6 protein-coding genes are annotated in these 14,544 nt (G+C 43.2%); all 6 read left to right on the top strand.

From position 1 onward, the window contains the following. The first annotated feature begins 8 nt into the window (after positions 1 to 8). The 6 genes from LZF95_RS17030 to LZF95_RS17005 are packed head-to-tail and all read left to right on the top strand — an operon-like array spanning position 9 to position 14,544. Positions 9 to 4,244: a hypothetical protein gene (locus tag LZF95_RS17030; RefSeq protein WP_233756229.1), complete on the top strand. Its 4,236-nt coding sequence runs from the start codon at positions 9 to 11 to the stop codon at positions 4,242 to 4,244. A gap of 11 nt (positions 4,245 to 4,255) precedes the next feature. After that, entirely contained in the window at positions 4,256 to 7,903 is a 3,648-nt protein-coding gene (locus LZF95_RS17025) for a carboxypeptidase-like regulatory domain-containing protein (protein ID WP_233756228.1), read from the top strand. Next, positions 7,903 to 9,468 carry a contractile injection system tape measure protein gene (locus LZF95_RS17020; protein WP_233756227.1) on the top strand — a complete coding sequence of 522 codons (1,566 nt, stop codon included), beginning with the start codon at positions 7,903 to 7,905 and terminating at the stop codon, positions 9,466 to 9,468. The genes LZF95_RS17025 and LZF95_RS17020 overlap by 1 nt, the downstream gene beginning before the upstream one ends. Continuing rightward, entirely contained in the window at positions 9,468 to 10,811 is a 1,344-nt protein-coding gene (locus tag LZF95_RS17015) for an ATP-binding protein (RefSeq protein ID WP_233756226.1), read from the top strand. The genes LZF95_RS17020 and LZF95_RS17015 overlap by 1 nt, the downstream gene beginning before the upstream one ends. After that, positions 10,808 to 10,984, top strand: a complete 177-nt coding sequence (locus LZF95_RS17010) for a hypothetical protein (protein ID WP_233756225.1) — start codon at positions 10,808 to 10,810, stop codon at positions 10,982 to 10,984. The genes LZF95_RS17015 and LZF95_RS17010 overlap by 4 nt, the downstream gene beginning before the upstream one ends. Further along, positions 10,984 to 14,544 carry a DUF4157 domain-containing protein gene (locus LZF95_RS17005; protein ID WP_233756224.1) on the top strand — a complete coding sequence of 1,187 codons (3,561 nt, stop codon included), beginning with the start codon at positions 10,984 to 10,986 and terminating at the stop codon, positions 14,542 to 14,544. The genes LZF95_RS17010 and LZF95_RS17005 overlap by 1 nt, the downstream gene beginning before the upstream one ends.

The following is a 14,544-nucleotide window of genomic DNA, read 5'->3' as shown; positions in this document are numbered from 1 at the left end:
TTATGACAATGGAAAAATCAATCACCATATCGAAAGCTAAACCCATCCAAAAAAGCATGGATTATGAGCTGTTACGCTCAGAAGCCATCAGCTATATCCAACGGATTTCCGGTAAAATCTGGACGGATTACAACAGCCATGACCCGGGAATCACCATTTTGGAAGTGCTTTGCTATGCCATCACCGACTTAGGATATAGAAGCAACTTTCCTGTTCAGGATCTTTTGGCGGATGAAAGCGGGAGTCTGAGCAATCAATTTTTCAAAGCTTCACAGATTCTTCCCAGCACTCCGGTCACGATTAATGATTACCGCAAGCTCCTGATGGATGTGGAAGTGGTAGACGAAGAAGATTTAATTTGTCCTCAAGCAGGGATTAAAAACGCCTGGCTCATCATCCGTGACTCCAATGAGATTAAGATTTTCCCTGATAGAAAGGAGAAAAAACTAGCATATAAACCTTATCCTAGCGCAGAAGAAGCCTTGAAGCTAGGCATTCTCTATGATGTTTTACTGGAATTTGATACGACCGAAAACCTTGGCGATCTCAATGAAAACAAACTCAGCATGGAGATCGAGGTGGATGAGCACCCTGATATAGCTGGCGTAGTGATCGATATCCAAGTGGAATTTCCAAGATGGGACTCTCCAGAAGTCGATTGGGCTGATCCTGTTTCGATCCGTAAAAGCATCCATGCCATAGAAATACAATTCCAGAATGTCCCTGATGATATTTTCATGGATTTTGATCTGAGTCCCAGTAATCTGATCGAGATCAAAGGGACAAAACTGGTAGCAGAAGGACTAGATCCTTTGGATGGATTGGGGGCACTTTCTAATCAGGTAAACCAATTTGTTTACTCCAGTCCAGAAGGCATTTTGACGCTTTATCTGGCCAAAGTTGCCAAAATCAACCAAATCCTTGATGCTGCAAAGGCGAGTTTGCATGCCCATAGAAACCTATGCGAGGACTTTGTGAATTTCCATGCCCTGCGAGTGGAGGAGATACTCGTTTGCGCAGATATTGAGCTTTCTCCAAATGCGCCGATCAATGAAACCGAGGCCTTGATTTTCCAGGCGATCAGTGAATTTCTTTCGCCTCAGGTTAATTTTTATGACTTGGAGGAAATGCTGAATCGCTGCAAGGATGAAGCTTTGCCCATCTCAAAAATCCAACAAAACCCAGCCAAAATCTGGATAGAAATTCCAAAAGAAGCTTACCCGAAGATTAAGTCCAAAGTCAGTATTATCGGCTCGGGTGGTAATGTGGGTATGTATGAAATCTTAGAGCTCAAGACTGACCCAAAGAACGCTGCCCTTTGCGAAATTCTCCTCACGCCAAACTTCCCATCTCCTGTTTTGATGGACGATGATCAGGTGTATCTGGGAAATTGGGAAGAAACGCAGTGTATTCCGACCGAGGAGCTTTTTGAAGGCCCACTGCTGAAACATGGATTCATAGATGAGGAAGATCTGGCGAAAGCCGATAGAAAATCCAGCATTCACGTCACTGATCTTATCCACATTATCATGGATATTGATGGAGTGGAGGCAGTGAAAAGTATACAAATTGCCAACAAACCACAGGACAATGAATCGGGTGCAATCGCCTCGAAAAGCGTTCGTTGGTGCTTGGAATTGGCTGTGGATAAGTTTTATGTACCAAGGCTTAATACCGAACTTTCAAAAATCACTTATTACAAAGAAGAGCTCCCTTTCCGGGCTAATCGGGAAAAGGTAGAGGATCTTTTAATTGAGTACAGAGCTTCTGAACGCAAACAAAAAATCTATTATCCAACACTGGATTTTGATTTGCCAAGGGGAAGCTTCAAGGATCCTGATGATTATGAATCAGTCCAGAATGATTTTCCTCTGGTCTATGGAATCACTGAGGCAGGAATGCTTCCCAAATCCCAAGGAAGACCAGATTCAGCCCAGGTAAAACAGCTGAAAGCCTTCCTGATGGTGTTTGAACAGCTATTGGTAAATTACCTCAGTCAGCTGGCAAATGTCCGTCATCTATTTTCCATCAATGAGGAAAAAGATGCCTTCGGAAATCCACTGATAGATGCCACCTATTTCTCCAAAAGTCTTGAAGGCTTGGTTCCGGATGGGAATCCGCTTTGGAAAGATCTGATCGGCCTGAAAGATTCTATAGCTGAAATCACAGAAAGCAAGGAAGATTTTTACGTCAGGAGAAACCGATTTTTGGATCATTTGCTTGGGAGATTTGCGGAGCAGTTTACAGATTATGGGCTTTTGGCTTTACGTCTGAATCCTACCGAAGGACAGACTAGACTGATTGAAGATAAACTGGCTTTTCTCAATAACTATCCTAAAATTTCTTCTGAACGAGGCAAGGGTTTCGATTATAAAATCGCCGACAGCTTTTGGCATCAGGAGAATCTGTCTGGACTGGAAAACCGGATCCAAGGACTGATGGGAATCAGAAAGAAACCAGTTTCTTGGCTCCGATTCTCCCCTGCTTTTGAAATCTCAGAAGTTGGAGAAAGTTGGAAAGTTGAGGTCAAAAATGAGTTGAACACCTTGGTATTTGAGCTATCGGCAGATTTCCAAACTCAAGAAAAAGCTTTAGAAGCATTGGAAACTGTCTTGCTTTTGGGTTCAAATCCAGAGAATTTCCAGATCAGCTTAGGTGATGCCGGCTTCTATTTCGAATTGCTTTGGGAAGGCAACTTAGTCGGAAAAAGCACCAAAGTAGATTTTGGGGACGATACTCCTGGTGGAGATGCCGAAGTGGCTTTAACCGAGCTTTGGGCTATTCTGAGGAATGAATTTTTAAACAATCCCTTGGCCAACCGAAAAAATTTAAGTCTGGCTTTAGATGCGTTTTGGCAGGCGAATATCACTATCAGTTTAGCTCCGGAACCTCCAAAATATTTGCTTGAATATACCCTTTTTGATGCGCCATTTGGTCAGGGAAATCAACTTTTGGAGGGGAGCCAGGAGGTAGAAGTTTCTGGAGATCCTTCGGAAACGGAACTTCAGGAACTGGCAGAAGAGCATTTGGAAGAACTCATTTGGCAGATTTGCACCGCTGGAGTGATTGATGGAGCTTATGTTCCTGATCCAGCTCCTTATGGTTCGCCTTATAAATTCTCCTTGACGGATCCCATCCGGGGTGGTGTTTTGGCAAAAAGCTTTGATGCTGATTTCAATATTCCTTTGGCCACGGCCATACAAAACGGAGATTGGGGTGATGCCTGGCTGGTTCAGGGTGGGTTCGATCCACTGGAAATGACTATTTCTGAAGCAAGTGCGAAGGGACCCTTTATAGACCTAAAAGCTGCCCCATTCCCACAAAAAGGCGATCAAATTCACTTCGAAAGAGCTTTTGAAATAATCGGACTCGATCTACCAAAGCATGAAATTATCCTAGCGGGTCTTCATGCTTCCCTATTTGAAAATTTCGATGATTTTGAGGTTCAATTTCTTTTGGGAGAAACCGAACACCTGATTTACTACACCATTCATGAAGTAAAGGAATTTGACGGAAACACCGTTTTGGTGACCAAATCCGAACCAAGAAAAGATCTGATCGAAGATCCAGAAAACACGGAAGAACAACCTGGCGGAATGGTGATTTTGACCCGACAATTTGAAGTGCTCTCGGTGTCCGGAGATCAATTCCGAATAGCAGGAGGAGCAGAAAAAATCGCTGTTCAGAAAGTTCAGCAGTTTTTCGTCAGGGAATTTTTCAGCCATGAAGGCACGCATCTGATAGAGCACATCCTGCTTCGTCCGAAGATGAAGGGAAAATTCAAAGTTCCGGATGGAATGGGTGGTCTGGTAACTGAAACGATAGAGGATCGCTTGCTGGATCCACATTCGGAAGATGAATGCGTCTGCACCTTGGAGGATCCTTATACCTGCATGGCACACGTGATTCTACCCTATTGGGCAGGAAGGTTTACCAGCACCGACTTCAGAAGGTTTCTTGAGAAAAAAATCAAGCGGGAAACTCCGGCACATGTCTTTTTGACGATTTGCTGGATTCACCCAAAGCATATGAAAGCGCTGGAACTGGCCTGGAAAATATGGCTATTGGAATCGCTAAAGGTCAAGAAAGAGCCGAAAAAGCTCTCAGAATCACTTACAGGGCTGATTGAAGCCTTGGCACAAATCCGAAATGTCTATCCTGTCGGCACACTACACGATTGCGACGAGGATGACAACTTGGAAAACTCCATTATTCTCAACTCTTCATCATTGGGAGAATTTTAAAAACTACGATTATGAGCCAGATCATTTCAACTTATCCGATTTTTGAAGGAAGCCAAGTGCTCACCAGCACCCAGCTCAACCAACTCGCAGCCTATTTAGATCAGCAGGGAAGGCTCACCCGATCGAAGCTTATCGGTATGGGAATCGTCTGCGGCATGCAGGTGCAACCCTATCCGCAGGGATTGCAGATCACCAAAGGTTTGGGGATTACTTCTGAGGGGTTTTTGATCCAAGCAGGTAACTTCAAAGCCACGCATTACAGACCCTATTCCCTACCTGAAGGGGTAGATTACAAGCCTTTCAAAAACGAAGACTACGAAGCGACTCTTTTTGAACTACTTCCCGAAATTCCTACAGACAGTACTGACGTTAAAAAACTGACTAATCCTGCCAATTTTCTCAATGATAAATATGTACTGATTTTTATAGAGATTTTTGACAAAGACCTCAAATCCTGTCTCGGAAATGCCTGTGATGATCGTGGTCAGGACCGGCTTTTGACACTTAGGCGATTGGTAGTAAGCGGAGCTGATCTCGACAAGATTCTGACAGAATCCTCCAATGTCAAATCCCCCTTTCCAAATGTTTTGGATTTGCCGGAATTCTCTGTCCAAAAACCGCTTTTCTATCCGGGAAATCCGGAGGCAAATGAATTTGGCGCTTTTGTCAAGCACTACCAAAAATACATCGCCTTAACCCTCAGCAAGGAATTTTTTGAGGCCGTGAATCTTTCTTACAAGCTTTTTGAGCCGATTTTGAACAAAAGCTACAGCTTCGGAAATCCTCTTGAATCAGCTGCTATCCAGAATAAAATCGCTGAAATCACGGCTATGACCGAGGCAAGCCCAGATGATATTCAAGGCATCCAATACCTCTGGGATTTTGCTAAAGAACTGGTCAAAGCCTACAGCGAGTTTAGAAAATCGGCTATGGAGCTTTGGTACAATTGTGTCACCGATAGCTCCCTTTTTCCGCTTCACCTGATGTTGGGAAGGGCTATAACCAGTTCAGAAACCCAAGCACAGTTCCTGAAATACAGACATGGCTTTGTGCAGCCGCCGATTTACAATCTCCAGAAATTATTAGCAGAAACCTGTATTCAGCGCCATCGCAGAATGATTATGCTGATTGAAAAGCTGGAAACAGGGATTTTCAAAAAAGGAGAAAGCGAAAAATTCCCTATCAAAATCACACCATCAGGAGAAAAGCTTGGGAAATTAGCTGACCGGGCCATCCCCTATTATTACGAAATCAAGTCGAAAAGCTCCGTTTCCAATTGGTTTTCATTGGAAGAAAACTGGGTGGATCCAGGAAATTCCCAACTGCACAGTACCTATAGAGCCGGTATTCAGTCTTACGACAATCAGCCAGATGAGGAAGTAACTGAAGCGAAATCTACTTTGGAAACGCCCTTGTTCTATGACATTGAGGAATATCCTTTTCTAAGAATCGAGGGACATCTAAGCAAAGAATTGGACGCAGCGGTGAACCAGATCAAAAAACTGGTCCTCCAGTTCAATTTACCTATACATGTGGAAGTCCTTCACTTGGGAGAAAGTGAGGAAACTGACTATCTGGAGGATTGCGGCTGGAATGACTTACAGGAAGAATATGCTTACCAACGAAGGATTGTCGCCGGGTTCATTCAGGATCTAAAGGATCTTTTTGATTATGTGACTGAATACGCAAAACAAGAGGGAGGGGAGGATGATTTCACCGATGACGAATTCTATATCAAAGCTTCCGAGACAGTAGAAATGCTATTGTCTATGGCGAAGGCACTTCCAGAATGTCTAAAAGACCTCAATTGGCTTGCTTTCCAAACTGCATACAAACAACTCTTGCAGCTATTGATAGATTTTGTATTCATTGAGCAAAAGCTTCTTCAGGAAATAAAAGTGAAGGATGGGAATGAGAAGGAACTTGAATTTATCAACGGGATTCTGGCTAGGATTTCCCCTTTCCTTTATCAGATTTTGGATCTTCTTTTCTTTGCCAAACTTCAGCGAGTTTACCTCAGTTATCAATCCAGAATAAAAGTCCTGATCCAGGCCAATCAGTTTGCCAATTATCTGAAAAAACACAATGGCTTGACACATGAAGCCGGAGTGTACAAAAACGGAACATTTTTCCTACTTCATGATCCCAAGAAAAAGCGGATTATAGGTGACTTCAGCCTCCCTTATTATTGCTGCGAATGCACGCCTTGCATAGATCCTTGTGGTGAAAACAGCGTTGTTTTGCCTCCATTTGCAAGACCGGATTACGCAATTGCCTTTACAGAGAAAACCACCAGAATTGATATCACACTCAATGATTTCTTGACCAATGGACGTGACTATGAAGTGATCCAAGTGAGTGAAAGCTCGGTACAAAATGGCAAAGTGGAAAAAGATCCGGAAAGCAACAGTTTCAGATATACCTCAGCATCCGGCTTCACTGGAATTGATTCCTTCCAATACATTTTGAGAGACAAGGAAAACCAGGAGAGCGATCAGGGAAAAGTGACTATCTGGGTTCGAGGCGAACAGGGATGCTATTCTCTAGATGTCTTGAAATGCTGGGGATTAGAATTCGTAAGGCAAACACTTGATGATAGGCATATAAAATACGATAAGGAGTCCCAAACAGATCCTTTTGATCAGTTGCTAAAGAGTCTCAGAAAAACGAATGGCTTTACACTTGAGGAATTACGATCCGGGGTTTTGGAAGAAAATGAGTCCCGGTTGAAACTCCTAGAATGTCTTGGGCTTCCTAATACGGATCTAAGTTGGGAGCAATCCGAGCAGACAATTTTGGATCATCAGGCCAAGAATTGTGGTGGCATAATCACTCCGGATTGTACTTCTATGGGTGTAAGGGGTAGAGTTACCACTGTAGATGGTTCGTCTATGTATCAAGTTAGAGTTTCCATCAAGGACACTGAAATAGACACTTACACCAGTGATAATGGTACTTATGAAATTCAGTTTCCTTCACCAAATCAAACATTGCTATTTGAACAGAAAGGATTTGAAAATCAGGAAATAAAGGTTTGTAGCCAAGAGGTGGTCAACATCACGATGGCACCTAGTGCCATTCCAGCTAGAGAATGCTATTCTACTGCGATTATTTCCACTTGGGATGAAGGCTTTATCCGCATGATCGCTAAGGATCGACGACTGAGCAATTCATCTGGAAATTTACCGGATGTAATAAATGATCTCTTGGAAAGCATACGGCCCACTGCTGGGTTTACATCCACTGAGCTTCGTGAATCCTTGGCAAATAATCCAGGATTTCTAAAAATGATTTTGGAAAGTGTTGGGGTAGATACCTCCAATCTAAGTCCTGAAGAGTATGCCAATTATATAGAAGAATTTCAAGCCTATAATTGCGGTGCAAGAAGAAGGGAATCCATCACAGTCGATGCAGCAAAACTACCAGAGGCAGAATTGAGAAAATACCTGGATGCAAAGAAAGTAGCCTATCTCCCTGGCGCTGATAAAAACCTATTGGTAGAAACTTTCAAAGCCTCCACCACTGATTCTTCCATCAGCAGAAAAGATCTGGAAATCTTTAAAAAAGACACGCTGCTCAAAATCTCGGAAGAGAAGTCAATAGAAGTAGCCACTTCTGACACCAAAGCGAAATTGATCGACAAACTACTGGGCAAATAATGGGCAGTCACTTGATCCATACACAGATTTTAGCTGCTGAATTTGGGAACAAAACAGCTGCTCTTGCTGGGCAAAAAAGCCTTCAGGAAATCTATTACCAACATCTGATACCTGTCATGGAGCAAGTGATGGATGAATATGATCAAGTGAGAAGTCCCATCCGCATTGAAAAACTAGACTTGGATCTAGGCAGAATCCCAAAGGACCTACCTGTGGATCTGATGCAACAGCGATTACGAAATACGCTGGAAGAGCAACTGAGAAAAATCTATGTGGAGCAAACCTACCTGAACACAGATAAAATCAAAGACCCAGGCCCAGCACAAAAGAACGGAAAAGAGTCTCTGGAATCTGATTGGGAAGTGTTGATTTACTTTCTGCAAAAAGGAACGCTGCCTTGGTTTGCAAGTTCCAAAATTGGATTCTCGGTAGCTCAAATCTTCCACAGGATTTTAGATCAAAATCCAGATCGGCTAAAGACTTGGTTAGCTAAAAATCCCATTTCCTGGGCCACTTCTAAAAGAATCGCCCAGTTGATCCTACAAAAGAATAAGGATTTAGTTCTAGGGAAATTAAAAGTTGATTTTGGTGCTGAACCAAACCTCTCATCCATATCCCAAATTCTTTTGGTTTACGCTAAAACTAAGTCCATCACTAAAGCAGAAATCCAAAAAAGACTAGTAGCATATTTTTTGTTTGCTGGCTATGGCAAGGATGGTGAATTCAAATCCTTCCTAACTAAAGGATTTAGACTTTTGTCAGATACAATCTCCAAAAAAGAAGCACTTTTTGCTGACTTTTTAATCAAGTTAATGTGGATAACATTTCAGCAGCGATCAAGCTATACAAAAGAAGAAAAACAAAGTTTTCAGCGGGAACTTCAAAAAATTTATAAACAAAGAAAAATCCTTTTTGAAACTGAATGGGGAGATTTTTGGGATAAAGTCTATGCATCAATAGTGCAGATAACTTCGGACAAAAAAAACTTATTCACAACCGAAAACCTTCTCATCAACCAGGAAAATCAAGATAAATCCGCATTAAAACACCTCAATTTTAAAGAGGATGAAAAAAAAGTTATCCACAATGCTGGACTAGTGTTGACCGCGGCATTTTTACCCAGATTTTTCACAAATCTAGGATTTGTGAAAAACGGAAAATTCGTTTCAGATTCTGCAAAATCCACTGCTGCTATCGTTCTCCAGTCCATGATGCCCGAGCAATTGGAATGGGAAGAGCAGGACTTGCTTCTGAATAAAATTTTATGCGGTTTGGAAACTGCGGAAACTATTGACTTCACGGGAGAGCTAGACCCAAAAATCCTCAACGAAACAAACCTTCTTTTGGAAAGCATGGCCACTCAGTGGACGGCCTTAAAAAGCAAATCAGGAAAGATGGTATCCGAAGGGTTTTTCGCCAGAGAAGGGATTCTAAAAAAAGTGCATAAAGGCTATCAACTACACATTCAGCGAATGGCTTTTGACATACTTCTGGACAGACTTCCATGGAGTATAGGCATCATCAAATTGCCCTGGATGGAAGAAACAATATCAGTGGAATGGTAATGGCAACAAAACATAATGCAAGCACCATACAGCAGGAGTTGGATTGGCTTCAAAGTATTTTGAAAGCACGATCGGCTATGAATGCTAAGCCCGGAAACCAAGTACGGGATGTACTGGAACTTCCTGCTCCAGAATTCATGGAACCTTATGGAGCTTATGCACTCTTTACTAAAAAATTAAACCTTACGACAGCCGAGCGATTTCTTTTGATTTTGTCAGCTGTCCCACACATCAAGCCCCAGATGCTGGATATGTTTATGGGGAAAAACCAGCTGACACAGCAGATTTTCACAGAATTTGGTGGACGGAAAGGCAAAAACCATAATGGTTTTATCCCCACGGGCGAGACAGTGCTTTTCATACTTGCCGGAAGCAATCTGGAAAAGAGATTTCAGTATTTGAACCTATTCGATAAGAATTCCAGGCTTTTTAAAGAAGGTCACCTTCAACTCAGTGATACCGATATCGATGAGCCCTATCTGAACGGCACCTTGATTATCAACCGGGATACGCTCCAGGAAATCACCAGCGGAACTGTTCGCAAACCTGATTTCAGTGCTAATTTCCCAGCCCAACTTCTCCAAACTGAAATGGAATGGGAAGATTTGGTGCTCAATCCACATACCGAAGAGGAACTAAGGGAGATAGAAATTTGGCTGAAGCACAAAGACCAGTTGCTCCAGTCTTGGGGAATGAACAAGAAGCTAAAACCTGGTTTCAAAGCTTTGTTTTATGGCCCACCGGGCACCGGAAAGACGCTAACCACCACCCTATTAGGCAAAAAGCTAGGACTGGATGTTTACAGAATTGATCTGTCCAGAATAGTGTCCAAGTATATAGGGGAAACCGAAAAGAACCTGTCAAAAATTTTTGACAGGGCAGAGCGCAAAGGCTGGATTCTATTTTTTGATGAGGCAGATGCGCTTTTCGGGAAGAGAACATCGGTTTCCGATTCCCACGACCGCTACGCAAACCAGGAAGTTTCCTATTTGCTGCAGCGTATCGAAGAGTATGATGGTTTGGTGATTTTGGCCACCAACCTCAAAAGCAACATGGACGAGGCATTTATGAGGCGTTTTCAGGCGTCAGTATTTTTCCCGATGCCACAACCCGAGGAGCGGAAAAAACTATGGCAGAAAGGATTTCCGGAAAAAGTCGAGCTGGACAAGCGGATTAATTTTCAGGAATTGGCTAAAAGCTATGAGCTGTCCGGCGGCTCGATAGTGCAGGTGATCCAGCACAGTTTGCTCAAAGCTCTGGACAAAGGAAGCAACCAGGTCATGCTGGGAGATGTACGCGAAGGAATCAGAAGAGAATATCACAAAATGGGGAGAACATTATGAGGAAGAAAGTCAGAAAAAAAGCCGACCAGGAGCCTGAGAAAGAGGAGGTCATCCTCTTGGAAGAAAAAGAAGAGAAAAAGCCTGAAGTGAAAATGAGCCCTGTGGAAGAGGAACAGGAGCCCATGACACCTTTGGCAGCCGCCTCTCCTATGAAAACCGAAACCAAAAAATAATGAGCGCAGCAGCTGAACGTAAGCCTTTGCCTTCGTCATTTCATAATGGCCCGGCATCGCTTAGCATTCAGCCAAGCTTAAAAATCGGCAGACCCGGAGATAAATATGAGCGGGAAGCCGAATCGGTCGCCAATCATGTGACAATGGCACCGACCCAATCCGAACCCGCTTTAGCCATGAATCCCGGCAGTTCGGATTCTTTTCAGATGCAACCCGAAGAAGAGGAGGAGTCTCTTCAGATGATGCCTATTTCTGCCAGTGGGTCTTTCCTGCAGCTGAGTGCCATGGAAGAGGAAGAAGAAACGGTTCAGCTTTTTCCTAAAAATTCAAACATCTTACAACGATCCAAAGAGGAGGAAGAAAGCATTCAACTCTCCCCAGATGGCAGCATGACAGCCTCACCCTCTATTTCTGCGCAGATTTCAAGTTCCAAAGGTGGCGGCCAAAACCTTCCTGCGCCAGTTCAATCCGAAATGGGCAGTAAAATCGGTGCGGATTTCAGTGGCGTGAGAATTCATTCAGACGCCAATGCGGCGCAGATGAGCAGCGCCATGGGAGCACAGGCCTTTACGCATGGCAGCGATGTGTATTTCAACCAAGGAAAATACCAGCCGGAAACTGCGGAAGGCAAGCATCTCCTTGCACATGAATTGACGCATACGGTGCAGCAGGGAGGGGCTGAAGTGAAAAGAACGCCTGTTGTGCAAATGGAAGGGGAAGTTGAGGCTGCTCCAACCCCAAGTTCTCCAGGACAACTTTCAACCGGTTTAGTAAACAATACAAATCATACTATAACGTACTCCAGTATTCCAGTTACCGCATTTAAAACAACTGGGGGAAGAGAAGTGCTTTACCAACAACACAGGTTAAGAAGAAAGAAAAACTATTCAGGGAGTCGAGTTGGAGTAAACCAAAGGGATATTTGGAGGAGAGAATTAGATTCCACGGAGATCAGAAGAATTCTTTTGGAAAAACACAATCAGGCAAATGCTGTGGAAACTTCTCGGTCTGGAAGCCACACCATCTATGCTTATAAGGTTAGAAATTCAGACAACACCTTTCTAACCGGAACTTTAGAAAATGTAGTTAGAGAAGCAATTATCCCTAAATGGGACATTAGAGGAAGGTCTCCGAAGCACTTTCAAGTTGATCATATTGTAGAAATGCAAATCTCAGGTTACCCTGAAGACACTTCGGTTAACCAAATTGATAATCTAGAACTACTTGAGCCCAATTCAAATGTTAATTCCGGGGAAGTTATAAGGGAGTCCGTAGAATCTAAAATCCGTCAATCTTTGCGACAACAAGATTCTCTGGCAATGATAGAAGCTTCTATACCTCGAATATCTGAGGCATCCAGAGATGAGGATAAAATCAGACAAATTAAAAATAAATATGATCTAATTTTTAATGATTTTAGTGCTGGAGGAGGTCCAAGGAGGGTGGGAACTGACAAATATTGGATCAGATCGCAAATAGAGCAAGGAGATCATCTAGAGCATATTATTCCAGTCAACATGAGTGAGCTTGGATCCGAGGGGCAAATGTTGGTTTTCCCTAGAAGATACTACCAAGTAGGCAAGGTTTTCAGTTGGAATGGTAGGACGAATTCCCCTAATAGAAATGAACGCAATTGGTTTAGGCCTTGGGTAATTACAAGTAAGACATTCTATAATGATCCAACTAGTGAAGTTCTTGGCCACTTTGTATTAGAATTCCCCAGTGAAAACCCTCTAATTCGGGCCACGGGCGGAACCGTTGAAATAAAAAAACTCCCCGGAGCACAATTTGCCGGATATGTGGACAATGTAGAAGGGGAAGCTGCTGCTAGAAATTCGATAATAAGTGCTGGAAATATTGCTGCTAGACAGTTTAGTCCAATAGAAATAAATTCCATAGAGTATGAAGAAGGAGGAGTAAGAATTGTAGGAAAAGTACTTCCTTCAATCCCATTCATTCAAAATACTGAACTGGACTTACTTTTTGAAAACGGTGATATTCAGATTTCGAAAACCTTTTTGGGTACAGATTTTTCATTTCCCTCTCCTTTTGAGCTGAGACAATCAAGTCTTACGCTTTTTGCAAGTAGTAGGAGAGGTCTTGGCATAGAAGGCCTTGTCAACTTCGGAATCCAAGGCGTCGGCGAAGGTCATATTGGTGCGGCAGCATCTACAGCTGGAGGATTCGAGCTGGAAGGAGCATTTAATTTTGATTCAGAGCTTTTCGATCCAGCAGAAATCAGGGTAGAATATAAAAATCAAATCTGGACCATAGGCGGTACTATCGGAATTCCAGAAGGTAAAATCAGGGGGGTCAAAAGTGCAACAATCACTGCCACTTATAGCGAGAACTTATTCTCGGCTGAAGGGGTAGCTGAATTGGATATTCCGGGCATTGAAGAAGGCAGAATGTCTATCGAATACGGCGAAAATGGCTTCTCCATTGGTGGTAGTTTTAACCTCAGCAGTGAGGTTCCGGGCATTTCAGGAGGTAGCGTAGAAGCAAGAGTCTCCAAACAAAACGGAGAAGAAGAGTATCATGTATTTGTTTCAGGCACAGCCCAACCGGATATCCCTGGAATCAATTCAACCCTAACTGTGACCTACGAGGATGGGGCATTGACAATAGAAGGTGATGCAGCATACAGCCGCGGCATGCTCTCCGGTAGAATAAATGTAACCGCCACCAATAGGTCAATCGGTGAAGAAGGTCAACCAACAGGTGATCCTACTGACGAAATACTGATTTTTGGTGGAGGAAGTCTAACCCTTCAAATAACCCCATGGCTGGCAGCCACTGCGGAAGTACAATTCCTTCCAAATGGTGAATTGGAGGTGACAGCCAGACTTTCTTCTGATGAATACGAAGTTTTCGGCAGAAGAGAAATCAATAGAAATCTATTCCGTGTTCCAACAATCGAAATCCCAATATTTGCAATTCCACTAGGGCCTAGAAGTATTGGGCTAGTAGCCCAAATAGGGGGAGGCCTTGATTTCACTGCTGGTTTTGGTCCGGGAGCTTTACAAAATATGTCGGCAGAAATTACCTACAACCCTGCCCATGAAGAAGAAACAACGCTGAATGGTCATGGTGAATTTGTAATTCCGGCGGACGCAGGACTAACTTTAAGAGGAGACCTGAGCTTGGGAGTAAGCGCCGGAATTGCAAGTTTAACTGGAGGTATAGAACTCGAAGGTTCTCTAGGCTTAGAAGGTCAAGCTTTGGCTTCTGTAGATGTCAACTGGAGCCCACAAACAGGCCTGACTATAGACGCAAGTGGTAGGATTACTGTCAATCCTAAGTTCGTTTTCGGGATAAATGCCTTTGCAAGGGCAAGCCTCGGTGTAGGCTTTCTCTCGGTTTCGGAAACTTGGCGACACAATCTGGCATCTTACGAATGGGGTCCAGATATACAATTTGGAATAGTGTTCCCTATCCATTACCAAGAGGGTGAGCCTTTTGCTTTATCCTTTGATGACCTAGAGGTGATTTATCCCGATCTGGATGTGGTCAATATGGCAGTAGGCTTAGCAAGGGATATAAAAGACGAAATTTTCTGA

The organism is Algoriphagus sp. AGSA1 (assembly GCF_021390545.1).
Lineage (GTDB): Bacteria > Bacteroidota > Bacteroidia > Cytophagales > Cyclobacteriaceae > Algoriphagus.
The sequence above is the reverse complement of the archived record's forward strand: the minus strand, read 5'-3'. Positions and strand labels throughout refer to the sequence as shown.

Bases quoted from the DNA above. Each gene is read 5' to 3' on its own strand.
- LZF95_RS17030 (WP_233756229.1), top strand. From the start codon at position 9: ATGGAAAAATCAATCACCATATCGAAAGCTAAACCCATCCAAAAAAGC.
- LZF95_RS17025 (WP_233756228.1), top strand. From the start codon at position 4,256: ATGAGCCAGATCATTTCAACTTATCCGATTTTTGAAGGAAGCCAAGTG.
- LZF95_RS17020 (WP_233756227.1), top strand. From the start codon at position 7,903: ATGGGCAGTCACTTGATCCATACACAGATTTTAGCTGCTGAATTTGGG.
- LZF95_RS17015 (WP_233756226.1), top strand. From the start codon at position 9,468: ATGGCAACAAAACATAATGCAAGCACCATACAGCAGGAGTTGGATTGG.
- LZF95_RS17010 (WP_233756225.1), top strand. From the start codon at position 10,808: ATGAGGAAGAAAGTCAGAAAAAAAGCCGACCAGGAGCCTGAGAAAGAG.
- LZF95_RS17005 (WP_233756224.1), top strand. From the start codon at position 10,984: ATGAGCGCAGCAGCTGAACGTAAGCCTTTGCCTTCGTCATTTCATAAT.